The sequence below is a fragment of the Acinetobacter sp. WCHAc060025 genome (genome assembly GCF_004209355.1).
Classification (GTDB): Bacteria; Pseudomonadota; Gammaproteobacteria; order Pseudomonadales; family Moraxellaceae; genus Acinetobacter; species Acinetobacter wuhouensis.
Window position 1 is genome coordinate 56289 of the sequence record NZ_SGSX01000018.1, and the last position, 24626, is coordinate 80914.

The 24626-nt window shown below is 40.9% G+C and carries 37 protein-coding genes and 1 pseudogene; 30 read left to right on the plus strand and 8 right to left on the minus strand.

The window, feature by feature from the left end:
• Positions 1–48 precede the first annotated feature (48 nt).
• From yihA to EXE09_RS14685, 5 genes are all read right to left on the minus strand, one after another.
• Entirely contained in the window at positions 49–903 is an 855-nt protein-coding gene (yihA, locus tag EXE09_RS14665) for a ribosome biogenesis GTP-binding protein YihA/YsxC (RefSeq protein ID WP_130117767.1), read from the minus strand.
• A 98-nt stretch (positions 904–1001) separates the two neighbouring features.
• Positions 1002–1445: an RrF2 family transcriptional regulator gene (locus tag EXE09_RS14670; protein ID WP_130117768.1), complete on the minus strand. Its 444-nt coding sequence runs from the start codon at positions 1443–1445 to the stop codon at positions 1002–1004.
• Positions 1446–1762: 317 nt separating this feature from the next.
• Entirely contained in the window at positions 1763–2524 is a 762-nt protein-coding gene (locus tag EXE09_RS14675; RefSeq protein WP_130117769.1) for a globin domain-containing protein, read from the minus strand.
• A 202-nt stretch (positions 2525–2726) separates the two neighbouring features.
• Positions 2727–4286, minus strand: coding sequence for a helicase HerA-like domain-containing protein (locus EXE09_RS14680; protein ID WP_130117770.1), 1560 nt, complete (start codon positions 4284–4286; stop codon positions 2727–2729).
• A gap of 268 nt (positions 4287–4554) precedes the next feature.
• Positions 4555–5739 carry a PLP-dependent transferase gene (locus EXE09_RS14685; protein WP_130117777.1) on the minus strand — a complete coding sequence of 395 codons (1185 nt, stop codon included), beginning with the start codon at positions 5737–5739 and terminating at the stop codon, positions 4555–4557.
• A 181-nt stretch (positions 5740–5920) separates the two neighbouring features.
• On the opposite strand from EXE09_RS14685, the gene EXE09_RS14690 reads away from it, so the two are divergent.
• From EXE09_RS14690 to EXE09_RS14835, 30 genes and pseudogenes are all read left to right on the plus strand, one after another.
• Entirely contained in the window at positions 5921–6646 is a 726-nt protein-coding gene (locus EXE09_RS14690) for a type 1 glutamine amidotransferase (protein ID WP_130117771.1), read from the plus strand.
• Positions 6647–6921: 275 nt separating this feature from the next.
• On the plus strand, positions 6922–7233 hold the full coding sequence (gene rpsJ, locus EXE09_RS14695) for a 30S ribosomal protein S10 (protein ID WP_004725677.1): 312 nt from the start codon (positions 6922–6924) through the stop codon (positions 7231–7233).
• Between the two features lie 59 nt (positions 7234–7292).
• Entirely contained in the window at positions 7293–7931 is a 639-nt protein-coding gene (gene rplC, locus EXE09_RS14700) for a 50S ribosomal protein L3 (RefSeq protein ID WP_068973569.1), read from the plus strand.
• Positions 7932–7942: 11 nt separating this feature from the next.
• Positions 7943–8545, plus strand: coding sequence for a 50S ribosomal protein L4 (rplD, locus tag EXE09_RS14705; protein WP_068973570.1), 603 nt, complete (start codon positions 7943–7945; stop codon positions 8543–8545).
• Entirely contained in the window at positions 8542–8862 is a 321-nt protein-coding gene (gene rplW, locus EXE09_RS14710) for a 50S ribosomal protein L23 (protein ID WP_068973571.1), read from the plus strand. The genes rplD and rplW overlap by 4 nt, the downstream gene beginning before the upstream one ends.
• A gap of 11 nt (positions 8863–8873) precedes the next feature.
• Positions 8874–9698, plus strand: coding sequence for a 50S ribosomal protein L2 (rplB, locus tag EXE09_RS14715; RefSeq protein WP_068973572.1), 825 nt, complete (start codon positions 8874–8876; stop codon positions 9696–9698).
• A gap of 19 nt (positions 9699–9717) precedes the next feature.
• Positions 9718–9993 carry a 30S ribosomal protein S19 gene (rpsS, locus tag EXE09_RS14720; RefSeq protein ID WP_004281508.1) on the plus strand — a complete coding sequence of 92 codons (276 nt, stop codon included), beginning with the start codon at positions 9718–9720 and terminating at the stop codon, positions 9991–9993.
• Between the two features lie 11 nt (positions 9994–10004).
• Positions 10005–10334 carry a 50S ribosomal protein L22 gene (gene rplV / locus EXE09_RS14725; RefSeq protein ID WP_065994096.1) on the plus strand — a complete coding sequence of 110 codons (330 nt, stop codon included), beginning with the start codon at positions 10005–10007 and terminating at the stop codon, positions 10332–10334.
• A gap of 1 nt (position 10335) precedes the next feature.
• Positions 10336–11152: pseudogene (gene rpsC, locus EXE09_RS14730) on the plus strand (30S ribosomal protein S3).
• Positions 11092–11505, plus strand: coding sequence for a 50S ribosomal protein L16 (gene rplP / locus EXE09_RS14735; RefSeq protein ID WP_004725694.1), 414 nt, complete (start codon positions 11092–11094; stop codon positions 11503–11505). The pseudogene rpsC and the gene rplP overlap by 61 nt, the downstream one beginning before the upstream one ends.
• Entirely contained in the window at positions 11505–11702 is a 198-nt protein-coding gene (gene rpmC / locus EXE09_RS14740) for a 50S ribosomal protein L29 (RefSeq protein ID WP_004825188.1), read from the plus strand. The genes rplP and rpmC overlap by 1 nt, the downstream gene beginning before the upstream one ends.
• On the plus strand, positions 11699–11956 hold the full coding sequence (rpsQ, locus tag EXE09_RS14745; protein ID WP_004725698.1) for a 30S ribosomal protein S17: 258 nt from the start codon (positions 11699–11701) through the stop codon (positions 11954–11956). The genes rpmC and rpsQ overlap by 4 nt, the downstream gene beginning before the upstream one ends.
• A 91-nt stretch (positions 11957–12047) precedes the next feature.
• Positions 12048–12416 (plus strand): 50S ribosomal protein L14, encoded by a 369-nt coding sequence (rplN, locus tag EXE09_RS14750; RefSeq protein WP_004725701.1) that lies wholly within the window; start codon positions 12048–12050, stop codon positions 12414–12416.
• Between the two features lie 11 nt (positions 12417–12427).
• A complete protein-coding gene (rplX, locus tag EXE09_RS14755; RefSeq protein ID WP_130117772.1) occupies positions 12428–12745 on the plus strand; it encodes a 50S ribosomal protein L24 in 318 nt (105 codons plus the stop codon).
• Positions 12746–12761: 16 nt separating this feature from the next.
• A complete protein-coding gene (gene rplE, locus EXE09_RS14760; RefSeq protein ID WP_068973575.1) occupies positions 12762–13298 on the plus strand; it encodes a 50S ribosomal protein L5 in 537 nt (178 codons plus the stop codon).
• Between the two features lie 9 nt (positions 13299–13307).
• Positions 13308–13613, plus strand: a complete 306-nt coding sequence (gene rpsN, locus EXE09_RS14765; RefSeq protein WP_130117773.1) for a 30S ribosomal protein S14 — start codon at positions 13308–13310, stop codon at positions 13611–13613.
• 13 nt (positions 13614–13626) lie between these two features.
• Complete coding sequence (gene rpsH, locus EXE09_RS14770) at positions 13627–14022, plus strand: 30S ribosomal protein S8 (RefSeq protein ID WP_068973577.1); 396 nt, start codon at positions 13627–13629, stop codon at positions 14020–14022.
• A gap of 13 nt (positions 14023–14035) precedes the next feature.
• Positions 14036–14569: a 50S ribosomal protein L6 gene (gene rplF, locus EXE09_RS14775; RefSeq protein WP_068973578.1), complete on the plus strand. Its 534-nt coding sequence runs from the start codon at positions 14036–14038 to the stop codon at positions 14567–14569.
• A gap of 14 nt (positions 14570–14583) precedes the next feature.
• Positions 14584–14934, plus strand: coding sequence for a 50S ribosomal protein L18 (gene rplR, locus EXE09_RS14780; protein WP_004725713.1), 351 nt, complete (start codon positions 14584–14586; stop codon positions 14932–14934).
• A 2-nt stretch (positions 14935–14936) separates the two neighbouring features.
• A complete protein-coding gene (gene rpsE, locus EXE09_RS14785; protein ID WP_004825184.1) occupies positions 14937–15434 on the plus strand; it encodes a 30S ribosomal protein S5 in 498 nt (165 codons plus the stop codon).
• A gap of 6 nt (positions 15435–15440) precedes the next feature.
• Entirely contained in the window at positions 15441–15617 is a 177-nt protein-coding gene (gene rpmD, locus EXE09_RS14790; RefSeq protein WP_068973579.1) for a 50S ribosomal protein L30, read from the plus strand.
• A 3-nt stretch (positions 15618–15620) separates the two neighbouring features.
• Positions 15621–16061 (plus strand): 50S ribosomal protein L15, encoded by a 441-nt coding sequence (rplO, locus tag EXE09_RS14795; RefSeq protein WP_068973580.1) that lies wholly within the window; start codon positions 15621–15623, stop codon positions 16059–16061.
• A gap of 45 nt (positions 16062–16106) precedes the next feature.
• A complete protein-coding gene (gene secY, locus EXE09_RS14800; RefSeq protein ID WP_171064902.1) occupies positions 16107–17426 on the plus strand; it encodes a preprotein translocase subunit SecY in 1320 nt (439 codons plus the stop codon).
• 21 nt (positions 17427–17447) lie between these two features.
• Positions 17448–17564 carry a 50S ribosomal protein L36 gene (gene rpmJ, locus EXE09_RS14805; protein WP_068973582.1) on the plus strand — a complete coding sequence of 39 codons (117 nt, stop codon included), beginning with the start codon at positions 17448–17450 and terminating at the stop codon, positions 17562–17564.
• A gap of 107 nt (positions 17565–17671) precedes the next feature.
• Positions 17672–18028, plus strand: a complete 357-nt coding sequence (gene rpsM, locus EXE09_RS14810; protein WP_005012957.1) for a 30S ribosomal protein S13 — start codon at positions 17672–17674, stop codon at positions 18026–18028.
• A 19-nt stretch (positions 18029–18047) separates the two neighbouring features.
• Positions 18048–18434 carry a 30S ribosomal protein S11 gene (gene rpsK, locus EXE09_RS14815; RefSeq protein WP_001040166.1) on the plus strand — a complete coding sequence of 129 codons (387 nt, stop codon included), beginning with the start codon at positions 18048–18050 and terminating at the stop codon, positions 18432–18434.
• 12 nt (positions 18435–18446) lie between these two features.
• Positions 18447–19073 (plus strand): 30S ribosomal protein S4, encoded by a 627-nt coding sequence (gene rpsD / locus EXE09_RS14820; protein WP_068973583.1) that lies wholly within the window; start codon positions 18447–18449, stop codon positions 19071–19073.
• Between the two features lie 17 nt (positions 19074–19090).
• Positions 19091–20098: a DNA-directed RNA polymerase subunit alpha gene (locus EXE09_RS14825; protein WP_004816876.1), complete on the plus strand. Its 1008-nt coding sequence runs from the start codon at positions 19091–19093 to the stop codon at positions 20096–20098.
• Between the two features lie 18 nt (positions 20099–20116).
• Positions 20117–20482: a 50S ribosomal protein L17 gene (rplQ, locus tag EXE09_RS14830; RefSeq protein ID WP_004281488.1), complete on the plus strand. Its 366-nt coding sequence runs from the start codon at positions 20117–20119 to the stop codon at positions 20480–20482.
• A gap of 211 nt (positions 20483–20693) precedes the next feature.
• On the plus strand, positions 20694–22184 hold the full coding sequence (locus EXE09_RS14835) for a flavin-containing monooxygenase (protein WP_130117774.1): 1491 nt from the start codon (positions 20694–20696) through the stop codon (positions 22182–22184).
• A gap of 50 nt (positions 22185–22234) precedes the next feature.
• Here the strand turns inward: EXE09_RS14835 and EXE09_RS14840 are convergent, their stop codons facing one another.
• From EXE09_RS14840 to EXE09_RS14850, 3 genes are all read right to left on the minus strand, one after another.
• The gene (locus EXE09_RS14840) at positions 22235–22780 is read right to left on the minus strand and encodes a hypothetical protein (protein WP_130117775.1); all 546 of its coding nucleotides are present in this window, start codon (positions 22778–22780) and stop codon (positions 22235–22237) included.
• A gap of 393 nt (positions 22781–23173) precedes the next feature.
• Entirely contained in the window at positions 23174–23827 is a 654-nt protein-coding gene (locus EXE09_RS14845) for a TetR/AcrR family transcriptional regulator (RefSeq protein WP_323052799.1), read from the minus strand.
• A partial coding sequence (locus EXE09_RS14850) for a phytanoyl-CoA dioxygenase family protein (protein WP_213073891.1) occupies positions 23778–24626 on the minus strand: 849 nt, incomplete at its 5' end. The genes EXE09_RS14845 and EXE09_RS14850, both read right to left, overlap by 50 nt.

The following is a 24626-nucleotide window of genomic DNA, read 5'->3' on the forward strand; positions in this document are numbered from 1 at the left end:
TTCGAGTATCAATATGTGATGAATTTTGTTAGACAATGCACATTTTATTTATTTGTTTGCATTTTCATCCACGATTTGTTCTGAGTGTGATGCTTCATCAAGCACATAGTCTTGCTCAAAAGCGTCTTCTTCAACATCATCTGCACTGGCTTCTGGAATAGAATCAAGATCAAAACCGATGGTTTTGTCTAAGGTATAGTTCAAACGACCTGCCATCACAGAAGCCAGTTCTTCTAAACCTTGCTTATTGAGTGATGAGAACAATTGAATTGAGAAGCTCAATTTCATTTTCTTCAATGCGGCTTTCACTTCTTGTAATGCAGCAGAAGCGGGACCACGATTGAGTTTATCAGCTTTGGTTAAAAGGACATGAACAAATAAATGACGAGAATGCGCCCATTCCAACATCATCACATCGAAGTGTTGTAATGGATGGCGGATATCCATGAGCAATACCAAACCTTGTAAGCTCTTACGATGAATTAAGTAATTCTCAAGTTCTTTTTGCCACACGATTTTCATGGCTTCAGGTACGGCAGCGTAGCCATAACCAGGTAAGTCGACTAGGCGTTGATCGGGATTGCCCAAACTGAAAAAGTTAATCATTTGGGTACGACCAGGACGCTTTGATGCACGAGCCAATTGCTTTTGATTGGTCAGGGCATTAATCGCGCTTGATTTCCCTGCATTTGAACGACCTGCAAAAGCAATCTCATAACCTGTGTCTTCTACACAAAGGTTGAGCTTTGGCGCACTCATAAGGAATTCAGCTTTACGCAACCAGTTCAAAGATGAAGTTGAGTATTCTGAAATCGCAGGATCAGCCTTTTTTTCATAGCTGATCTTTTGTTTAGGGGCATTTGAGGTCTTACTGTTTTTAGACTTTCCACTGCTGCGATGCATACTTCAACTTCAATTAAACGGATGAACAAAGTGCATTATAAAGGAAGTCGAAGATTCAAGCGAATTTTGCAATGTTTTATTGAGGAAACTTCGGAAATTTATAAGTTTAAATTTGGAATCGGCGAGCTGACTTGTTTTTGCTGTCGCGGTGGAGTCGCTAAAACTTCAGTAATTGTGTATTTATCTAAGCTTTTATAAAAATCTTCAACAGCATGATCCAGAATGCCTTTCAGACCACAACGCGGACGTAACACACATGGTGGTGTATTGCATTCAACGATGTGTTGATCGCCTTGTAAAATACGCACAACATAGCCTAAGCGAAATTCTAAAATTTCAGGATTTAATTTTAATCCACCACCTTTACCGCGTGTGGTGATCAGCCAACCTTGTTTACCCATGAAATGCACAATTTTCACTAAATGGTTTTGTGAAACTTTTAAATCCTCTGCAATTTCAGCAATGGTATAAGGTATATCTCTAGGTTGTGAGATATACATCAAAATACGAAGTGCGTAGTCGGTAAATTTGTTGAGTTGCATAAGCTTAAATAAACTTTGAAAAGTACATTTGAATAACGGTCTTGAGTGTAAATGCTGTTAAGAAAAGAAATTTTTAAGAGATTAGCATGTTGAAGAGTGTTTGTCTTATCAATAATCAAAGAGATGTTTTGATAAGTCACCTAAGCAATGGTTAATGAGAACTTTGATGAATTAATGCTGTGTATTGCGTGAAATGATTAAATTACCGTTTCAAACTGCTTCGAGTACTCATTATGCTGAGATAAAAAAGGCGATATATGAACGAGGGTGATACATATACCGCCAATTTTTAGCTTGAGCTAAGTTTGTATGCAAACTTATTTGGCTTGAGGTGCAGTCACTTGTACTTGATCACCCACTTTATAGTTGTCGAGAAGAATGTTTGATACAGAATATTCAGTATGGTCGACTTCAGGTTTTACTAAGAATTGATAAGTATTTTCTGTATTTGCAGACAATGTATATTGATGCGGTTGCTCAATACCTTTGTTTGGTACATTTACTTTTACAGAAATAAACTCATTGTTGTCTGCTTGAGCAGTTGCTTGTTGATCCGCACTACGAATGGTAAAGAGTTTGCCATTTTCAGCCACTTCAATCTCAGTGATTTCAAATGCTCTCCAACCTGCCCAGCCACCTTGTTGTGCAGCCAAGTTTTCGTATTTTTGCTTTTCAACACCAATTAAAATATCAGCCAATTGTAAATATGCTGCTTTCCACGCTGCGATCAGTTCAGAATCCATAGGAACATCTAAAACTTCACTAATCGAGTGCAATAGATTCTCGCCAACAATTGAATATTGATCAGGCTGAATGTCTAAGCTGACATGTTTTGTAGTGATATGTTCAACTGCTTTTGCCAATACAGACGGATTTTCAATATTTTCAGCATAAGCCAAAACTGCCGCAGCTAAAGCACGTGGTTGACGACCAGAATTTTGACTATCAAGGTTAAATACATTGTTTAAATCAGGATTATTCCCCAACATTCTTTTATAAAAATAGCTTGTCAATGCAACGCCATTTTCACGAAGGACAGGTACAGTAGATTTTACGAGTTCGATATGTTGTGGAGTCATTTGGCTAGACCTTTTTATCTGGCTTTATAAGATATATTTAAAATACATCTATTAATATGTATTTGCAATACATCTTTTAAATAAATCCATATTATTTTTATGGTTAATTTTATATCACGATTAAAATGATAATGTTAGATGGTTTTGAGAAAGGCGTTATTTACACCTTCCTCATGTATAGATGTTGTTAGGAGGGAATTACTTACTTCCCACCAAACAGTGAACCCAATAAACCGCGAACCAATTTTTGCCCTGTTGGTCCACCTAAAGTACGCGCAGCACTTTTCGCAAAAGTTCCAATTACATCTTGAGTGAGCTTTGCACGTGCAGCAGCGGCTTTGGCTTCTTCTTTAGCTTGCTGTTCTTGTTCTTTGGCAATTTGCTTATTCAGAGCAGTTTGTTGCTTGGTCATTTCTTCAAGCTGTTTGGCTTGTTGAGCAGCTGCTTCAAAAGCGATTTGTTGTTGCGTAGAGTCATCCACTTTACGTTGTAGCATTTCATAAGCACTGTCACGATCGACTTCAGTGTCATATACCCCTGCAACAATACTTTGTGCCATGAGTGCTTTACGTTCATCGAGTGTAATTGGGCTAAATGACGAGTATGGAGGCATCACCATGCCACGTTCAACCACTTGTGGCGTACCTTGTTCATCTAAGCAACTAATGAGGGCTTCACCAACAGCCAGTTCAGTAATCGCTTCGGCAACTTTAAATTCAGGATTGGCACGGAAAGTATCAGCTGCGGTTTTTACTGCTTTTTGATCTTTAGGAGTAAATGCACGTAAGGCGTGTTGCACACGGTTACCCAATTGTCCAAGAACACTTTCTGGAATATCCAACGGGCTTTGGGTAATAAAGTAAATTCCGACACCTTTAGAACGAATCAGACGAACGACTTGTTGAATTTTCTCTTGTAAGGTTGGGCTAGCATTGTCAAAGAGTAAATGTGCTTCATCGAAGAAGAAGACTAGTTTTGGTTTGTCTAGATCACCCACCTCAGGAAGTTTTTCAAATAGCTCCGACAGCATCCATAAAAGGAATGTTGCATAAAGCTTCGGGGTATTCATGAGCTTATCAGCTGCCAGCAGGTTGATATAACCATGACCATTGCTATCAGTTTGGATGAAATCCATAATGTCTAAGCTTGGCTCACCAAAGAAGCGTTCACCACCTTGATCACCTAAAGCGAGTAAATTACGTTGTATTGCCCCCAAGCTTGCAGGAGAAAGGTTGCCATATTCTGCTTTTAGGTCAGCCGCATTTTCACTGACATAGGTCAGCATGGCTTTGAGATCTTTAAAGTCAATCAATAATAAACCTTGATCATCCGCCACACGGAATACCGCTGAAAGTACGCCTTCTTGGGTGTCATTTAAATTCAGCATTTGCGCCAAGAGGAGTGGTCCAATTTCCGACATCGTTGTTCGAATGGGATGACCTTGCTCACCAAATAAATCCCAAAACGTGGTTGGTGAACCTGCAAAAGGAACACTGTCAATTCCTAAGCTTTTAATGCGTTCATCAAATTTAGGATTACTTGATCCTGCTTTGGCAATGCTGGACACATCGCCTTTGGCATCAGCTAAAAATACAGGTACGCCGATACGTGAAAAGCTTTCAGCAAGGACTTTGAGTGTGACTGTTTTTCCTGTCCCTGTCGCACCTGCGATTAATCCATGACGGTTAGCAAATTGTGAATGTAAAACAATATCTTGTGATGTATCTGATGTTTTTTTTGCAATGACGATTGGCGTTGCCATAAATAAACCTATTTCTAACTATAAACTTTGGAATTATTGTTTTAATTTTTAACATAGAAAGAATGTGTTGTGCTTAATTTTTATCTATTTTTACAATGCTCAGACAAAGTAGGATCAATTCTAAAATTGTAGAATTTATAGTGCTTATAGGTGTTTAGGGAATTAAATGGAAGCCTAGTAATAAAAGCTTGATAAATAAGTTATAAAAAGAACAACAGGCTTTGCTATGCATGTTGTTCTTAAGTGCTATTAAAATATTGCCTTTGATTTACAAAGCTTTTAAAGCCTGTTGAATATCCGCAATCAGATCTTCAGCATCTTCCAAGCCGATACAGAAACGAACCAATATGCCTTTTTGTAAATGTGAATGATCTAAATGGCGCATGTCATCCAATTTATATAACATCACTAAACTGACAGGACCGCCCCAACTGAAACCAAGTTTAAATAACTTTAAGTGGTCACAGAATTTCCGAATCGCGGTCATGTCATATTCAGCTTTAAAGATGACACTAACTAAGCCTGCACTTTGTTCAGTCTGACAAGTGTCTTTCCAATATTGATGACTGATATTATCAGGATCAGCAGGGTGGAGCACTTGTGAAAACGCATTTTGGGTTTTAAGCCATTGTAGAACGTGTAAGGCACTGTTGGATTGATGCTGATAACGGATTTGCATAGAAGCCAAACTGCGTTGAACTTGCGCTGCATCATCACCTGAAATAGAAATACCTTGAATGGCATGTGTACGAAACAGTTTGTGATGTAAGGCTTTATCGCGAGTGACCACCGAACCCATCAGAATATCACCACCACCACTTGGGTATTTAGTCAGTGCATGGACGGTGACATCCACACTTAAATGCTCATCACTAAAATCAAAGGCATTAAAAGCTAAGCCTGCTCCCCACGTATTATCTAAGGCGGTTAGAATATTATTGTCTTTTGCTTTTTTCACTAGACTGATTAAATCTGGAAATTCTAAAGTGACTGAGCCAGCAGCTTCTAACCAAAGCAATTTGGCTTTTTCACTGGGTTGAAATGAATCAGCATCAATCGGGTTATACACTTTTACATCAATACCATAACGCGTTTCTAAATTACGCAAATGTTCCATATTTGGACCATAGATGTTGTCTGCGACCCAAACTTCATCGCCATGACTTAAGAAACAAGAATTGACGAGGTTAATTGCTGATAATCCACTCGGTGCAAGCAAACAATATTTCCCACCTTCGATTTGGGCAATATGATCGCCTAAAGTAAAGGTTGTTGGTGTGCCATGCGTCCCATAACTATAATCATAGTCATCTGTCCAATGGCGGTTAAATAGTGCATCAGTATTTTCAAAGATGATCGTCGATGCACGAAATAGGGGAGCTTGTACAGTATTTATAAATTGTGGTGCTTTACGTGGCGCATGAATTAAAGCAGTTTGTGGTGTTAGTTTCACAAGAATACTCAAATTTAAAGAATCAATAATATGCCAATAAGCAGAACATAATTGATTCATGACGGAAAGCGATAATTTGTGAAAAATAATAAATAAAACCGATATTGGCTTCATTTTTGCTTCTATACACCTGTGTTTTTTGATTTGTAGCGAAATAGATACAACAAGAATAGGTGATTATATGAAAAAACTTAAAGTGCATTATTTTCAGCATATTGCAGGTGAGGGCTTTGGCAGTTGTTATGACTATTTAAAAGCCATGGGTGCTGAAATAACGGCAACAGAATTTTTTGCTTTGCCAACGGATTCCTCTATAGATATAGACGCTTTACCGCTAGTGAGTGATGTGGATTTGCTGATCATCATGGGGGGCGAGATGAGTGTCAATGATGAAGCAAATTATCCTTGGTTGAAAATAGAAAAGCGTTGGATTCGACGCTATTTGGCTTCTGAGAAACCTGCGATTGGTCTGTGCTTAGGTGGGCAATTGATTGCCAATGCTTTAGGTGCAAATGTAAAGCGCAACCCTCAGCAAGAAATTGGCTGGACACTGGTGAATAAAAGCAATCATATTCCAGAAGCGTATTTTCAGTTACCTGAAGAATTAAAAGTGATGCAATGGCACAGTGAAACCTTTGATATTCCAAAAGGTGCGATTCGTTTGGCTGAAAATACAGCCTGTGCAAATCAAATGTATCAAATTGGTCGAAATGTACTGGGCTTTCAATTTCATCCAGAAATCACCCCACATAGTTTAAATATTTTTATAGAACATGAAGAAGAAGATTGTGTCTTTAAAGAAGCGTATACACAATCATTATCGAGTTTAAAAAAATCACAAAAATTGGAATATTTAATGGGTAATCAGCTTTTAAATCGCGCCATTGACTATGTTTTGCAAGTATGAAAATAAGATTATTTTTTAAACTGTGCAGGTTACAAATAATTCAGTAAAAAACAAGAAAAAGCCTGAAATAGGTTTGCTTAAGCGTTAAACAATCGTTATAATGAGCGACCCTTCGATATGGAGGGGTGGATAGCGAAGAAAGTTATCCAGATCGTTACAGTCGTGGCATCGATCACGACCTTAGTGATTTTCACTGCTCTTGACACTTGCCTTTTTTAGTGGGGTGAGATGCGTCAGGAGTGATTCTTTATATATTTGGCTTGGAGTTAACTGGTATGTCTAACCAGAGAATTCGTATCCGTCTTAAGTCTTTTGATCACCGTCTAATTGATCAATCGTCTCAAGAGATCGTAGAAACAGCAAAACGTACTGGCGCACAAGTTTGTGGTCCAATCCCGATGCCTACTCGCATCGAACGTTTTAACGTTTTAACATCACCACACGTTAACAAAGATGCGCGTGACCAATACGAGATCCGCACTTACAAACGTTTGATCGACATCGTTCAACCTACAGACAAAACTGTAGATGCATTGATGAAATTAGATCTTGCAGCTGGTGTTGATGTTCAGATCGCATTGGGTTAAGGCTTTCGGTTAATTAACGCTCTAAGTTAATTAGGCCGCTTTTTTAGAGGTTTATGCACATGGCTATTGGTTTAGTCGGTCGCAAGTGCGGTATGACACGTATCTTTACAGATGCTGGTGTTTCTGTACCTGTAACAGTGATTGAGGTTGATCCTAACCGTATCACTCAAATCAAAACGCTTGAAACTGATGGTTATCAAGCGATTCAAATCACTACTGGTGAACGTCGCGAATCTCGCGTAACTAACGCTCAAAAAGGTCACTTCGCTAAAGCGGGTGTTGCTGCTGGTCGTTTGGTTCAAGAATTCCGCGCTACAGAAGCTGATCTTGAAGGTCGTGAAGTTGGCGGTACGTTAACTGTTGACTTGTTCACAGTTGGTCAAATCGTTGATGTAACTGGTACGTCTAAAGGTAAAGGTTTCCAAGGTGGTGTTAAGCGTTGGAACTTCCGTACGCAAGATGCTACTCACGGTAACTCGGTTTCTCACCGTGTTTTAGGTTCTACTGGTCAAAACCAGACTCCTGGTCGTGTATTCAAAGGCAAAAAAATGGCTGGCCATTTAGGTGCTGAACGTGTAACTACACAGGGTCTTGAAATTGTTGCTATCGACACAGAACGTTCAGTTCTTGTTGTTAAAGGCGCGATTCCTGGTGCGACTGGTGGTGACGTAACTGTTCGTCCTACGATCAAGGCCTGAGGGGAAATAACGTGAATTTAAAAACTGTTTCCGGCTCTGCTGTTGAATTGTCTGAAGTTGCGTTTGGTCGTGACTTTAATGAAGCTCTTGTACACCAAGTTGTTACAGCTTATTTAGCTGGTGGTCGTCAAGGCTCAAAAGCACAAAAATCACGTGCAGACGTTTCTGGCGGTGGTAAAAAACCATTCCGTCAAAAAGGTACTGGCCGCGCTCGTGCTGGTTCTATTCGTAGCCCAATCTGGGTTGGTGGTGGTAAAACTTTTGCTGCTCGTCCACAAGATTGGTCTCAAAAAGTGAACCGTAAAATGTACCGCGGTGCAATGCAATGTATCTTAGCTGAACTTGTTCGCCAAGATCGTCTTGTATTAGTTGAAGAGTTTGCTGTTGAAGCGCCTAAAACTAAAGAATTGCTTGCAAAACTTAACGACTTGAACGCTACTCGCGCATTAATCGTTACAGAAGCTGTAGATGAAAATCTATATTTAGCTGCTCGTAACCTTCCACACGTTGATGTGGTTGATGCTGCTGGGATCGATCCTGTTGGCTTGATCGCGTTCGATAAAGTTGTAATGTCTGTTGCTGCTGCTAAGAAAATTGAGGTAGAACTCGGATGAACAACGAACGTATCTATCAAGTCCTAAAAGGACCTGTATTCTCAGAAAAAGCACAAGTTTTAGGTGAAACTGCTGGTGTTCAAGTATTTAAAGTTGCACTTGATGCAAACAAACTTGAAATCAAAAAAGCAGTTGAACAATTGTTTGGTGTAGAAGTTGTTAAAGTTAACACGACTATCACTAAAGGTAAGACTAAGCGCTTTGGTCGTACATTAGGACGTCGTTCTGATGTTAAAAAAGCATACGTCACCCTGAAAGCTGGCCAAGATGTTGAAATGGCTGACTTGGGCGATACCGCTGAAAACGCAGCGGAATAAGGACGAGAATTATGCCTATTCAAAAATGTAAGCCAACGTCTCCAGGGCGTCGCTTTGTAGAGAAGGTTGTTCACAATCATCTTCACAAAGGCGCACCTTATGCTCCGTTGGTAGAAGCAAAAAAACGTACTGGTGGTCGTAATAACAACGGTCACATTACTACTCGTCACGTTGGTGGTGGTCATAAGCAACACTATCGTATCGTTGACTTTAAACGTAACAAAGATGGCATTCCTGCGACTGTAGAGCGTATCGAATACGATCCTAACCGTACATCACATATTGCACTTGTGCTTTATGCTGACGGTGAACGTCGTTATATCATTGCGCCTAAAGGTCTACGTGCTGGTGATAAAGTACAATCTGGTAACGATGCTCCAATTCGTCCAGGTAACTGCTTACCACTTCGTAACATGCCTATCGGTTCTACACTTCATAACATCGAGCTTAAAATCGGTAAAGGTGCACAATTAGTGCGTTCTGCTGGTACTTCTGCTCAGTTATTAGGTCGTGACGGTTCTTACGCTATCATTCGTCTACGTTCAGGCGAGATGCGTAAAGTACACGTTGAATGTCGCGCTGTGTTAGGTGAAGTATCTAACTCAGAAAGCAACCTTCGCTCACTTGGTAAAGCAGGTGCAGCACGCTGGCGTGGCGTTCGTCCTACCGTTCGTGGTATGGCGATGAACCCAGTAGACCATCCACATGGTGGTGGTGAAGGGCGTAACAAAGGTATTCAACCTGTAAGCCCATGGGGTCAAAAAGCTAAAGGGTACAAAACACGTACCAATAAGCGTACGACTAAGATGATCATTCGCGACCGTCGCGTTAAGTAACAAGTAAAGGAATCTGACAATGCCTCGTTCTCTGAAAAAAGGCCCATTCGTCGATGCGCACTTGTTCGCTAAGGTTGAAGCGGCAATCGCGGCTAATAACCGTAAGCCGATCAAAACTTGGTCGCGTCGTTCGATGATCCTCCCAGATTTTGTTGGTTTAACAATTTCTGTACACAATGGCCGTAACCATGTTCCAGTGATTGTATCTGAACATATGGTTGGACATAAATTAGGTGAATTCGCGCCAACTCGTACCTATCGTGGTCACGGTGTTGACAAGAAGTCTAAACGTTAATAGGTGCTATGATGGAAGTAACTGCTAAATTACGCGGTGCCGCTATCTCGGCACAAAAAACTCGTTTGGTTGCAGATCTAATCCGCGGCAAATCTGTTGCGCACGCTTTAAATATCTTGAACTTCAGCAACAAAAAAGCTGCAGTTTTAGTTAAAAAAGCATTGGAATCTGCGATTGCAAACGCTGAACATAATAACAGTTTAGATGTAGACGATCTTAAAGTAACTACGATTTACGTTGATGAAGGCATGAGCCTTAAACGTATTATGCCACGTGCTAAAGGCCGTGCAGATCGTATTACTAAGCGTACTTGTCACATTACCGTTAAGGTAGGGGTTTGATATGGGTCAGAAGGTTCATCCAATCGGTATCCGCCTTGGTGTTGTAAAACGTCATAACGCCAACTGGTATGCGAGTCCGAAACAATACGCTGAATACTTGCTTAAAGATCTTCAAGTTCGTGAGTTTTTAACTAAAAAACTTAAAAGCGCGATGATCAGCAATATTCTTATCGAACGTCCTACAGGCGCTGCTAAAGTAACTATTAGTACTGCTCGTCCAGGTATCGTGATCGGTAAAAAAGGCGAAGACATTGAAAAATTACAGCGTGAACTCACTACAATTATGGGTGTTCCAGCGCAAGTAAGCATCAACGAAATCGATCGCCCAGACTTAGACGCTCGTTTAGTTGCTGAAGCGATCGCTTCTCAATTAGAAAAACGTGTAATGTTCCGTCGTGCTATGAAGCGTGCGGTTCAAAACTCTATGCGTGCTGGTGCTAAAGGTATTAAAGTTGAAGTTTCTGGTCGTTTAGGCGGTGCTGAAATTGCACGTACTGAATGGTATCGTGAAGGTCGTGTACCTTTGCATACACTTCGTGCTGACATCGACTATGCAACTATGCGTGCTGAAACTACTTACGGTACGATTGGTGTTAAAGTTTGGATTTTCCGTGGCGAGATCTTAGGTGGCATGAAACAAGTCATGAACCCTGCTCCTGCTGAAGAACGTCCAGCTAAACGCGGTCGCGGTCGTGGTGAAGGTCAAGAGCGTCGTGGTCGTCGCAATGATCGTTCTGCTGAAAAAGGAGAATAATCCATGTTGCAACCTAAACGTACTAAATTCCGTAAAGTGCAAAAAGGCCGTAACACTGGTCTAGCGCACCGTGGTAGCACAGTATCTTTCGGTACAATCGCACTTAAATCAGTTGAACGTGGTCAAATGACTGCGCGTCAAATTGAAGCTGCGCGTCGTACAATTAGCCGTCGTGTTAAACGTGGTGGTAAGATCTTTATCCGTGTTTTCCCAGACAAACCAATTACTGAAAAACCATTAGAAGTTCGTATGGGTAAAGGTAAAGGTTCTGTGGAATACTGGGTTTGCCAAATCAAACCAGGTAAGATCTTGTACGAAATGGATGGTGTGAGTGAAGAATTAGCTCGTGAAGCGTTTACGCTTGCAGCTGCTAAACTTCCGTTCAAAACCACTATCGTTACTAAGACGGTGATGTAATGAAAACTAAAGATCTACGTGAAAAGTCGGTAGAAGAGTTGACAGCTTTGCTTGATGAGCAACAGCTTAACCAATTCCGTCTTCGTATGGCGAAAGCAACTGGTCAATTGGGTAAATCGCATGAAGTTGCGCTTACTCGTAAGACAATTGCTCGTATCAAGACCCTCCTTACCGAAAAACAGGGGAACGCACAATGAGTGAGCAAACAGTTCGCACGTTAACAGGTAAAGTCGTAAGTGACAAAATGGACAAGTCTATTGTTGTACTTATTGAACGCCGCGTTCAACACCCGTTGTATGGCAAATCAATTCGCCGTTCAACTAAATTACACGCTCATGATGAGAACAACACTGCTAAAACTGGTGATGTTGTAACCATCAAAGAAAGCCGCCCAATCTCAAAAACTAAAGCTTGGACTTTAGTGGAAGTTATTGAAGCTGCTGCTGAGTAATTAACGTTCTTGTTGCATCATCGGTCAATTTCGAGTACTCTTTGAGCCTTTCGAAATTGCGACCGGTGATGCTCGGTTTTGGAGTAGGGCAATGATTCAAACCGAAAGTATGCTAGACGTAGCAGACAACAGTGGTGCTCGCCGCGTACAATGTATTAAAGTACTTGGTGGTTCACATCGTCGTTATGCTTCTGTTGGCGACATTATTAAAGTTACTGTAAAAGAAGCTATTCCACGTGGCCGTGTTAAAAAAGGTGACGTGATGAATGCTGTTGTTGTACGTACAAAATTCGGCATCCGTCGTCCAGATGGTTCTGTTATTCGTTTCGACGATAACGCAGCTGTTATTTTGAACAACAACAAAGCACCGATTGCAACTCGTATTTTCGGACCAGTGACTCGTGAACTTCGTACTGAACAGTTCATGAAAATTATTTCATTGGCTCCTGAAGTTCTATAATAGAGGCAATCATGGCTAAGATTAGAAAAGGCGATCAAGTAATTGTGATCGCAGGTAAAGAAAAAGGCAAACAGGGTACTGTATTGTCTGTTTCAAATGACCAAGTTAAGGTTGAAGGCCTTAACTTAGTTAAGAAGCATCAAAAGCCGAACCGTGCAACAGGTGCTGAAGGCGCTATCGTTACACAGGAAGCTTCGCTTCATATTTCAAATGTAGCAATTTTAAATGCTGCAACCCAAAAGGCTGACCGTGTTGGTTACCAAGTGACTGAAGGCGTGAAAACTCGCGTTTACAAGTCAAATGGTGAATCAGTGGCGGTAGCGAAGTAATAGGTTGAAATAGGCTATGGCCAGACTTAAAACGCGTTATAACGACGAAATCCGAGCTAAGTTAAAAGAAGAACTTGGTCTAGGTAATGTGATGGAGATTCCTCGCATCACAAAAATCACTATCAACATGGGTGTTGGTGATGCTGCTGCTGACAAGAAATTGTTAGATGGCGCTCTTTCTGATATGCAAGCTATTGCTGGTCAAAAACCAGTGCTTACTTTAGCTCGCAAATCAATCGCTGGTTTTAAAATCCGTGATGGTTGGCCGATTGGTTGTAAAGTAACTTTACGCGGCGAACGTATGTACGAATTCTTAGACCGTTTGATCTCTATCGCGATCCCTCGTATTCGTGACTTCCGCGGTTTTTCTGCGAAATCATTTGATGGTCGTGGTAACTATTCAATGGGTCTCAAGGAACAAATCATGTTCCCTGAAATCGATTTTGATAAGATCGATCGTATTCGTGGTATGGATATTACTATCACTACGACTGCTCGCACCGATGACGAAGGCCGTGCACTTATTCGTGCATTTGGCTTCCCGTTCAAATAAGAGGTCGATATGGCTAAGAAAGGTATGATTAATCGCGAATTGAAACGCGAAGCAACAGTTGCTAAATACGCTGCAAAACGTGCTGAATTAAAAGCTATGATTGCAAACGTAAATGCTTCTGATGAAGAACGTTTCGATGCGATGATGAAGTTACAAGCATTACCACGTAATGCATCTCCAGTACGTCTTCGTAACCGTTGTGGTTTAACTGGTCGTCCTCATGGTTACTTCCGTAAGTTCGGCTTAAGCCGTAACAAATTACGTGACACAGTAATGCAAGGTGACGTACCGGGCGTTGTTAAGGCAAGCTGGTAAGGAGCGACTATAAATGAGTATGCAAGATACCGTTGCCGACATGCTAACACGTGTTCGTAACGCACAAATGGCAAAGAAACAAACTGTTTCTATGCCTAATTCTAAGTTGAAAGTTGCAATTGCAAACGTACTTCAACAAGAAGGTTACATTTCAAATGTAGAAGTTGCTGAAGTTGAAGGCAAAGCTACTTTGACAATTACTTTAAAATATTTTGAAGGCAAACCAGTTATCGAAACTGTGAAACGCGTAAGCCGTCCAGGTCTACGTCAGTATCGCGGTAAAGATGCACTTCCGAGCGTTAAGCAAGGTTTAGGTATTGCAATTGTTTCTACAAGCAAAGGCATCATGACTGATCGCGCTGCACGTTCTGCGGGCGTTGGTGGTGAAGTTATTGCTTTTGTTTCTTAATAGGTGATTCCTCATGTCTCGTGTGGCTAAAGCCCCAGTAACTGTACCTAATGGTGTAACAGTTACTCAGAACGGCCGGCAGGTCGAAGTGAAAGGCAGCAAAGGTACGTTGTCTTTCAACCTGCATGCGCTGGTCGAGCTTAAACAGGAAGAAGGTCAACTTCATATTGCTCCAGTTAAAGAATCTCGCGATTCTTGGATGCAAGCTGGTACTGCTCGCGCTGTTCTTAATAACCTTGTAAAAGGTGTTAGCGAAGGTTTCGAACGTAAGTTACAACTTATCGGTGTTGGTTATAAAGCTGCGGTTAAAGGTACTGTTGTTAACCTTAACCTTGGTTTCTCTCACCCGATTGATTACAACCTTCCTGAAGGTGTAACTGCTGAAACTCCAACAGCGACTGAAATTATCCTAAAATCTGCTGATAAAGCAAAATTAGGTCAAGTTGCTGCGGAAATCCGTGGTTACCGTCCGCCAGAGCCTTATAAAGGTAAAGGTGTTCGTTATTCTGACGAAGTTGTACTTCGTAAAGAAGCTAAGAAGAAATAAGGCGCGAGGTTCTTATGAACGAAAAGAAACAATCCCGTTTGCGTCGTGCGAAAAGCACACGCTTGCACATCCGTGCATTGGGTGCGACTCGTTTGTGTGTAAACCGCACGCCGCGTCACATCTATGCTCAAGTTATTTCTGCAGATGGTGGCAAAGTTTTAGCGCAAGCTTCAACTTTGGATGCATCACTACGTAGCGGTACTACAGGTAATGTAGACTCAGCTACTAAAGTAGGTGCTTTAATCGCAGAACGTGCAAAAGCTGCTGGTGTAACTAAAGTTGCATTTGACCGTTCTGGTTTTAAATATCATGGTCGTATCAAAGCCTTGGCTGATGCTGCTCGTGAAAACGGCTTGGAGTTCTAATCATGGCTAAAGTTGAACAAAACGAAGGTCTTGTTGAAAAGCTGGTTGCCGTTGATCGTGTAGCCAAAGTTGTTAAGGGTGGTCGTATCTTCTCTTTCACAGCATTGACTGTGGTTGGTGATGGTAATGGTCGTGTAGGTTTTGGTCGCGGTAAAGCTCGTGAAGTTCCAGCTGCTATTTCTAAAGCACTTGAAGCTGCACGTCGCAACATGATCACTGTTGATCTTGTTGACGGTACTGTACAACATCCTATCAATGCTCGTCATGGCGCTAGCCGTGTTTACATGCAACCTGCATCAGAAGGTACTGGCGTAATCGCTGGTGGTTCTATGCGTGCAGTTTTAGAAGCTGCTGGTGTACGTAACGTATTGACTAAGTGTTATGGTTCTACTAACGCAGCGAACGTTGTAAACGCGACTTTTAACGGTTTGCGTGATATGACTTCTCCTGAGAAAGTAGCTGCGAAACGTGGTCTTTCAGTAGAACAAATTTTAGGGTAATCAATCATGAAAACGATTAAAGTTACCCAGACTAAATCTTCTTCACATCGTTTGAAAAATCACAAACTTTCGTTGAAGGGTTTAGGTCTGCGTCGTATTGGTCATACAGTAGAAGTGGTAGATACTCCTTCTAACCGTGGTATGATCAACCAAGTCTACTATATGGTTAGTGTAGAGGAATAAGCCATGACTCTGCGTTTAAATACAATTGCACCTGCAGAAGGTGCTAAGCGTGATAACCTTCGTTTAGGTCGTGGTATCGGTTCTGGCGTTGGTAAGACTGGTGGCCGTGGTGTTAAAGGTCAAAAATCACGTAAAAGTGGTGGCGTTCGTCCAGGCTTTGAAGGCGGTCAAACTGCGTTATATCGCCGTTTGCCTAAATTCGGTTTTACAAGTCAATTGGCTTTGAAAACTGCTGAAGTACGTTTGTCAGAGCTTGCTAAAGTTGAAGGTGATATTGTTTCACTTGAAACTTTGAAAGCTGCGAATGTTGTACGTAAAGATATGTTACGTGCTCGTATCGTTCTTTCTGGTGAAATCACTCGTGCATTCACTGTTCAAGGTGTTGCATTGACTAAAGGCGCTAAAGCTGCTGTTGAAGCTGCTGGCGGTAAAGTCGAGGAGTAATCGCGAGTGACTATGTCTCCTAGTTCTTCAGGTCATGTTAACATGATGAAAGGCCAACCATTTCATGTGAAATACCGTGAAATTATTCGCCGATTAATGTTTTTAATTGGTGCATTGGTGGTTTTTCGACTAGGAGCGCATATTCCTCTGCCGGGTATCGATAATGTCGCTCTAGAACGTTTTTTCAAAGCTAATGAAGGTACTTTTTTAGGTTTGTTTAATATGTTCTCGGGTGGAGCATTAGAACGAATGTCCATTCTAGCGTTAGGGATCATGCCTTACATTTCTGCGTCGATTATCGTGCAGCTGATGTCAACTGTGGTTCCTTCGTTAGAAGCTTTAAAGAAAGAAGGCGAGCAAGGTAAGCGTAAGATTAATCAATATACGCGTTATGGCACGCTCTTACTTGCATTAGTCCAAGGTATTGGAATGTGTGCTGGTCTAATTAGTCAGGGAATTACTTTGACTTCAGGACTGGCTTTTTACGTTCCAGCACTAACATCGTTAGTTGCAGGTACTATGTTCTTGATGTGGTTGGGTGAGCAAATAACTGAACGTGGTGTTGGTAATGGTATCTCAATGATTATCTTTGCAGGTATTGTTGCTGGCTTACCAAACCTAGTGATTCAAGCATTTACTTCGGTAGATAATGGTCAATCAAGTTTAATTGGTTTGGCTGTATTTGGGTTGCTATCAGTTGCTGTTTTAGCAGCAATCGTGTTTATTGAAAAAGCTCAACGTCGTATTCCTGTAAACTATGCTCAAAAGCAACAAGGTCGTCGTGTATTCACTGCACAGCAAACACATTTGCCATTGAAAATTAACATGGCAGGGGTTATTCCAGCAATTTTCGCAAGTTCGTTATTGTTGTTCCCTGCAAGTTTAGGTCAATGGTTGGGTAGTGCTGATCCAAATGCAGGAATTGTAAAACGTAGCCTTCAAGATTTGGCATTGGTATTATCGCCTGGACAACCGTTGTATTTGGTGCTCTTCGGTGCGCTCATCATATTCTTCTGTTATTTCTATACGGCGCTTGTATTTAGCCCGAAAGAAGTATCAGAAAACTTGAAGCGTAGCGGAGCTTATGTACCTGGTATTCGCCCAGGTGAGCAAACTGCTCGTTACTTAGATCATATTCTTAATCGTTTGACGTTTATTGGTGCAATTTACATCACTGTGATTTGTTTAATGCCGATGATTCTGCAAAGTTCATTTGGTATTCCGTTCCACCTTGGTGGTACATCATTGTTGATCGTTGTTGTAGTTGTGATGGACTTTATGGCTCAGCTTCAAGCTCATCTCACATCTCATCAATATGACAATCAATCGTTAATGAGAAAAACGACTGCTCATCCTAAGGGATAAGCGCACTTAGAAGGTTTCATCATGAAAGTACAAGCTTCTGTAAAGAAAATTTGTGGTAACTGTAAAGTTATCAAGCGTCATGGGGTTATTCGCGTAATTTGCAGCGCAGAACCTCGTCATAAGCAGCGTCAAGGTTAATTTAATTAAGACCTGTTGATTTCAGTAGGCTAATTAGGTTATTATCCGCCCCTCAAGATTTTTGTGGGGCGGTTGATTATCTCTACTGCCTTTTTGGAGAAATTTGAATGGCTCGTATTGCCGGTGTAAACATTCCGGATAACAAGCATGCTGTTATCTCTCTCACGTATATTTTTGGTATTGGCCGCCACACTGCTAAGAACATCTTAGCTGCTGCAGGTATCGCTACTACAACTAAAATCCGTGAATTAGATGATGCTCAGCTTGATGCGATTCGTGCTGAAGTTGCTAAGGTTCCGACCGAAGGTGACTTACGTCGCGAAATTTCCATGAACATTAAACGTTTAATGGATTTAGGCTGCTACCGCGGTCTTCGTCATCGTCGCAGCTTGCCTGTTCGCGGACAACGCACCAAAACTAACGCACGTACCCGTAAAGGTCCGCGCAAACCTATTAAGAAATAAGATTTCTGGAAGCTAAAAGATGGCTAAAGATACTCGCACACGCAAGAAGGTCACTCGTACCGTCTCTGAAGGTGTTGCACACATTCACGCTTCTTTTAATAACACCATTGTTACGATCACAGATCGTCAAGGTAATGCATTGGCTTGGGCTACTTCAGGTGGACAAGGCTTCCGTGGATCACGTAAATCAACTCCGTTTGCTGCTCAGGTAGCTGCTGAAGTTGCTGGTAAAGCTGCTTTAGATTACGGTTTGAAAAACTTGGACGTCCTTGTAAAAGGTCCTGGTCCAGGTCGTGAATCTGCGGTTCGTGCATTAGGTGCAGTGGGTTATAAAATTAACAGCATTACCGATGTGACTCCGATTCCGCACAACGGTTGCCGTCCACCTAAAAAACGTCGCGTGTAAGGAGAAACATTCATGGCTCGTTATATTGGTCCAAAATGCAAACTCTCTCGCCGCGAAGGGACAGACCTGCAATTAAAATCTGGCGTTAAACCTTTTGACGTCAAAACTAAAAAAGCTGCTAAAGCTCCTGGTCAACATGGTCAGGCGCGTGGTGGTAAACAATCTGAGTACTCACTACAATTACGTGAAAAACAAAAAGTACGTCGTATGTACGGTGTTTTAGAGCGTCAATTTAGTAACTACTATAAAGAAGCTGCTCGTGTTAAAGGCGCAACAGGTGAAAACTTGTTGAAATTGCTTGAAAGCCGCCTCGATAACGTTGTTTATCGTATGGGTTTTGGTTCTACACGTGCAGAAGCTCGTCAGCTTGTATCTCACCGTTCAATCACTTTAAATGGTCGTCGTGTTAACATCGCGTCTATCCAAGTTAAAGCGGGCGATGTGATCGCAGTTCACGAAAGTGCTAAACAACAATTACGTATCAAAAACGCAATTGAATTAGCTACTCAACGTGGTACAGCTGCTTGGATTGAAGTAGATCATTCAAAACTTGAAGGTACATTTAAATCTGCACCTGATCGTTCTGATTTACCAGCTGAAATCAACGAAAGCTTGATTGTAGAATTGTATTCTAAATAATCCTTGAGGTAGCAATAATGACGCGTACTGCAAACGAGTTTCTAACTCCGCAAGCGATCAAGGTCGAAGCGGCAAGCGGGACCTCGGCAAAAGTGATTCTTGAACCATTAGAGCGTGGCTTTGGTCATACTCTAGGTAATGCTTTACGTCGCATCCTATTATCTTCTTTACCTGGCGCTGCTGTGGTTGAAGTCGAGATAGAAGGTGTCGAGCACGAGTACAGTACTTTAGAAGGCTTGCAGCAGGACATCGTCGAGCTCTTGCTGAACCTAAAAGGATTGTCTATTAAGCTGTTCGATCAAAACGAAGCATATTTAACATTAGAAAAACAAGGTCCTGGTGATGTTACTGCCGCAGATCTTCGTTTACCTCATAATGTTGAAGTGGTTAACCCTGAACATTTGATTGGCACTTTAAGTGCTTCAGGCTCATTAAAAATGCGCTTGAAAGTTTCTCAAGGCCGTGGCTATGAAACTTCTGATTCACGCTTCCCAGAAGGCGAAACTCGCCCTGTAGGTCGCTTACAGTTAGATGCTTCTTATAGCCCGATCAAACGTGTGTCTTATACCGTTGAAAATGCGCGTGTAGAACAACGTACTGACCTTGACAAGCTTGTCATTGATCTTGAAACAAATGGTACTGTAGATCCAGAAGAAGCAATCCGCAAAGCGGCAACAATCTTGCAACAACAAATTGCAATTTTCGTTGATCTTCAGAAAGATCAAGCTCCAGTTGCTCAAGAACCACGTGAAGAAGTTGATCCAATCTTGCTTCGTCCAGTTGATGATCTAGAGCTTACTGTTCGTTCTGCTAACTGTTTGAAAGCAGAAAATATTTACTACATTGGTGATCTTGTACAGCGTACAGAGGTTGAGCTACTTAAAACGCCTAACCTTGGTAAAAAATCGCTTACAGAGATCAAAGATGTTCTGGCTTCTAAGGGCTTACAGCTCGGCATGCGTTTAGAGAACTGGCCACCAGCTAGTCTCCGTATGGACGATCGTTTCGCCTATCGTAGCCGTTAATTAAGTAGGACTATCACCATGCGTCATCGTAATAGTGGTGTGAAATTAGGCCGTACAAGCAGTCATCGTAAAGCGATGTTCCAAAACATGGCTAACTCTTTGTTCGAGCACGAGTTGATTAAAACAACTGTGCCTAAAGCAAAAGAGTTACGTCGTGTAGCTGAGCCTTTAATCACTTTAGCTAAAAACGATACAGTAGCGAACCGCCGTTTGGCATTTGCTCGTACTCGTTCAGCAGCAACAGTTGGTAAATTATTTACCGTTCTTGGCCCTCGTTATAAAGAACGTAACGGCGGTTATCTACGTGTTCTTAAAGCTGGTTTCCGTGCAGGTGATGCTGCGCCGATGGCTTATGTAGAACTTGTGGATCGTGAAGTAAACTAAGTTTACTCACGCCATAGAACAATCGGTTGTTCGAAAAGGTCGGTATTTTACCGACCTTTTTTATGCTTTAAAATTAACAATTTTGTCTGACAATCTGTTATTTTGTCCTGAACTGACATGAATTTCGTCAGAAATATGCAAACTTGACATTGCGTATTGTCAAATTTGTGCTTTAATAAAAATGTACTTTTAAAAAGGTTATAAAAAGAAAATGGAAAAGCAAGTCGATATTCTCATCGTTGGCGCAGGCATCTCAGGTATTGGTGTTGCTGCTCATTTATCTAAAAATTCACCACAGCGTTCGTTTGAAATTATTGAGCGTCGTGAAAGCTTTGGTGGAACTTGGGATTTGTTTAAATACCCAGGGATTCGTTCAGATTCAGATATGTCTACATTTGGCTTTAATTTTAAGCCTTGGCAAAAAGCCAATGTTTTGGCTGATGGTGCATCGATTAAAGGTTATGTGGCTGAAGTTGTTGATGAATTTAAATTAAAAGAGAAAATTCATTTTAACCATCGTGTTCGTACAGCAAATTATGATTCTTCAACGAAGAAATGGGTTGTAGAAATTGAAGATCCGAATGGTAAATTACAAACTTGGGTTGCCAATTTTGTTGTAGGGTGTACTGGCTATTATAATTATGATCAAGGTTATCAGCCAGATTATCCAGGTAAAGAAAACTTTAAAGGTCAATTTATCAATCCACAATTCTGGCCAGAAAATTTAGATTATGCTGGCAAAAAAGTGGTGATTATTGGTAGTGGTGCAACAGCAATTACTTTAGTACCTGCGATGTCAAAAGGCGGTGCAGGGCATGTAACGATGTTACAACGTTCGCCAACGTATATTGCTTCGATTCCTTCGGTTGATTTTGTTTATGACAAGATGCGTAAGGTATTGCCAGAAGATATTGCTTATAAATTAACTCGTGCACGTAATATTGGTATGCAACGCGGTATTTATGCTTTAGCTCAGAAGCAACCTAAAGTCTTGCGTAAATTGTTATTAAAATCGATTGAAATGCAGCTTAAAGGTAAGGTGGATATGAAACACTTTACACCGAACTATAATCCATGGGATCAACGTTTGTGTGTGGTTCCAGATGGTGATTTATTCAAAATTTTACGTTCGGGTAAGGCGAGTGTTGAAACAGATCATATTGAAAAAATTACTGAAACAGGTATTCAATTAAAATCAGGTCAGCATTTAGACGCAGATATTATTGTTTCTGCAACAGGTTTGGAGATCCAAATTTTAGGTGGAATCAAAGCGACATTAGACGGTAAACCACTCAATACTTCTCAGCATATGTTGTATCAAGGTGTAATGGTCAGTGATGTACCAAACATGGCAATGATCATCGGTTATATTAATGCATCATGGACATTGAAAGTGGATATTGCTGGTGAATATATCAGTCGCCTTGTGAATTATATGGATAAAAAAGGCTTTGATGAAGTCATTCCACAAGGGGATTCGACTGAATTGATGGAAGATACAGTAATGGGTAGCTTATCGTCAGGTTATATTGCTCGTGCAGCAAATGTGATGCCGAAACAAGGTAAGCATGCGCCATGGAAAGTAACCAATAACTATCTTGCTGATCGTAAAGAGCTTAAGAATGCTAAGTTTGATGATGGTGTGTTGAAGTTTCATAAGCGTGAAGCTCAAGCAGCAAAAAAGCCTAAATTAGTTTCTTAATTTGCTTAAAGCAAATATAGGTAACATTAAAGGAGCGTAAGCTCCTTTTTTTATTGGTGTGATTGTTCAGAGTAGTGATAGTAGTTTTTTTCACCTAAGCCGATTGTCCAAAAATGTTTAGCTTTATCCAAATCCACCAATAACCAATCCTGATTTTCTAAATATTCGTTATTTTTTTTCATTTCTGTAATATTTTCCATAACGTCTTGTTCTGTGTACTGTCGCCAAATGCCGACAGAAATATTTAAAAAAGTAAAACAATGATCAGCTTCGCTAAGATCAACATGACCATTATTTTTTTCTGTGAGCAGTTGGATAAGATTGTTCGCATCAATTTGAAATGGATCAACACCATAAATAGAAAGTTTAGTTTTTTCTGGATAAGGTCCGTTTATAAACTCAATAAATTCAATGCTTTTATTTTGATTGAGATCAATACGCAGTTCATATTGATCATAATATAGTTGCACAGCATCTGAGTGTTCAGCAGGCTGTCCAAGCAGATGGATAAGCTCTGTTTGAGATTGCCCTAAAGCAATATGGCCGATATTTTCAATATCGATACCATGAAGCGGGATCATGTTGATTTTGATCATTTTGTGTAAACCTTAAGATTGTAGTTTTTCATTCAGCCATTTTTATTGTCTAAAGATAATAATACCGTCAAACGTGGTGTGCTGATCGTTCATCGTGTATTTTCAGTATTGAATTGAAGCGTTTGAAAGCGAGGTTGAGTTTTAAGTCATATAGAGCATCAATGGTATTCTACACTGCATAAATAGCTCAACTGATTCAGCGAAAATACTGACTTGGGAATTGACTGGTATTTTGTCTAGGCCAAGTAAAAGGAGCGTTGGCTCCTTTTTTATTTTTTATATAAGGGTAGGACGATATTGTAAAATTTGATCAAGGGATACCTAATAAATTTCATCTCGGACATAAATAATATGCAACAGCTCGAGTGGTGATTTTCGCTTTATCTCTCAACTTTATTTGTATTCAAGAGAAATACATTGAACGATCAATTTCCATGCAGATTTTGCTAGATCTTCAGCCATAGGGCGTTGATCTTGTGGTTGTTGAAGTGCTGAGCGCATGAGCTCTCGCACGCCACCCAAGACAAAAGCAGCAAGATCATGTGCTGCTATATCTTGACGGATTACGCCTTGTCGTTGACCTTTTTGAAAATTGCGAGTTCCTTCTTCGATCTGTGCGGTTATTCTGGCTTGCTCTATATCAACAACGATAGATTCTCTTCGTAATGACCCAAGTATTACTGTTGACAGGGGATTGCTCTGATAAAAAATTGCAAGATTTAATGTGCGTTCCCATTCACGCTTTAGCCAATCAGATTCATGTGATACTGAAAATAAAACTTCTGCGTCGAGTTTATCGTAAAAGGCTTCTACAACTGCTGCGATGAGACCTGCTTTAGAGCCAAAGTAATGATAGGCTAAACCAACTGAAACTTGGGCACGGCGCGCAACTTCAGCCATTTCAATATGACCATTACCTTCGATCATAATTTCATTTGCTGCATTTATAAGGGTTAACGTGCTTATTGAAGCATCCCTAACCCTGCTTTTTTTAGGTTTATTCATCGGTATTTTGATGTTCCAGTAATCTTTTAGGATGCATGCCATCCACCATCCCAAAAAACGGTGGGAAAATACTATATCCCATCATGCGTAATAAATCTTCAGACAGTCCCTTTGCTGTTTCCAATGGTACTTCCATCATAAAATTTTCTTGTTGACGTAACCAAGGTTCACAATATTGGCATGTAAAACCTAAACGCGCTGCGTTTGAATGGTTTGCTCCACCACCATGCCATAAGGTGCCGAGAAATACCACAACCGATCCCGCTGGCATTACACAAGGAATAGCTTCACTTTCGAGAGGTGTTCTTTCCCCATCCCAAAGATGGCTGCCTGGGATGACTGAAGTTGCACCATTACTTGTAGTAAACTCATCGATTGCCCAAACTGTTGCAGCACCAATAGCGTTTCTTGGGCGGGGCACAACATATTGCCCATCATCCGTATGTAATAATTGTGCGTTTTCACCTGGTAAAATTTTGATGACTTGCATCTGAGATAACAAATAGTTTTGCAATAAAATGCGATCAAGCAAGGCTAAGACACGTGGATGCTGTGCCATTTTGTCAGCTGCTCTAGTTTTGGCAAGAACATTATATACACGCTGAGTTTTAACCCCCTCAAATGTATTTCGTCCTGTGTGATTCAGCAGGGGATTTATGTTTTGCTTTATATCCTCTAGTTCCTCATGCGTTAACAGGTTTTGAATAATGACATAACCATCCGTTAACAAATTTTTTAGATCATTTTCAATGAGTACAGGATCAATCTCTTCAGTCCCAGTACTTTTCGTCCATGTGTGGCGACCTGCTAAGTCTTGACTTAATTCATTGAGGTTTTTAAC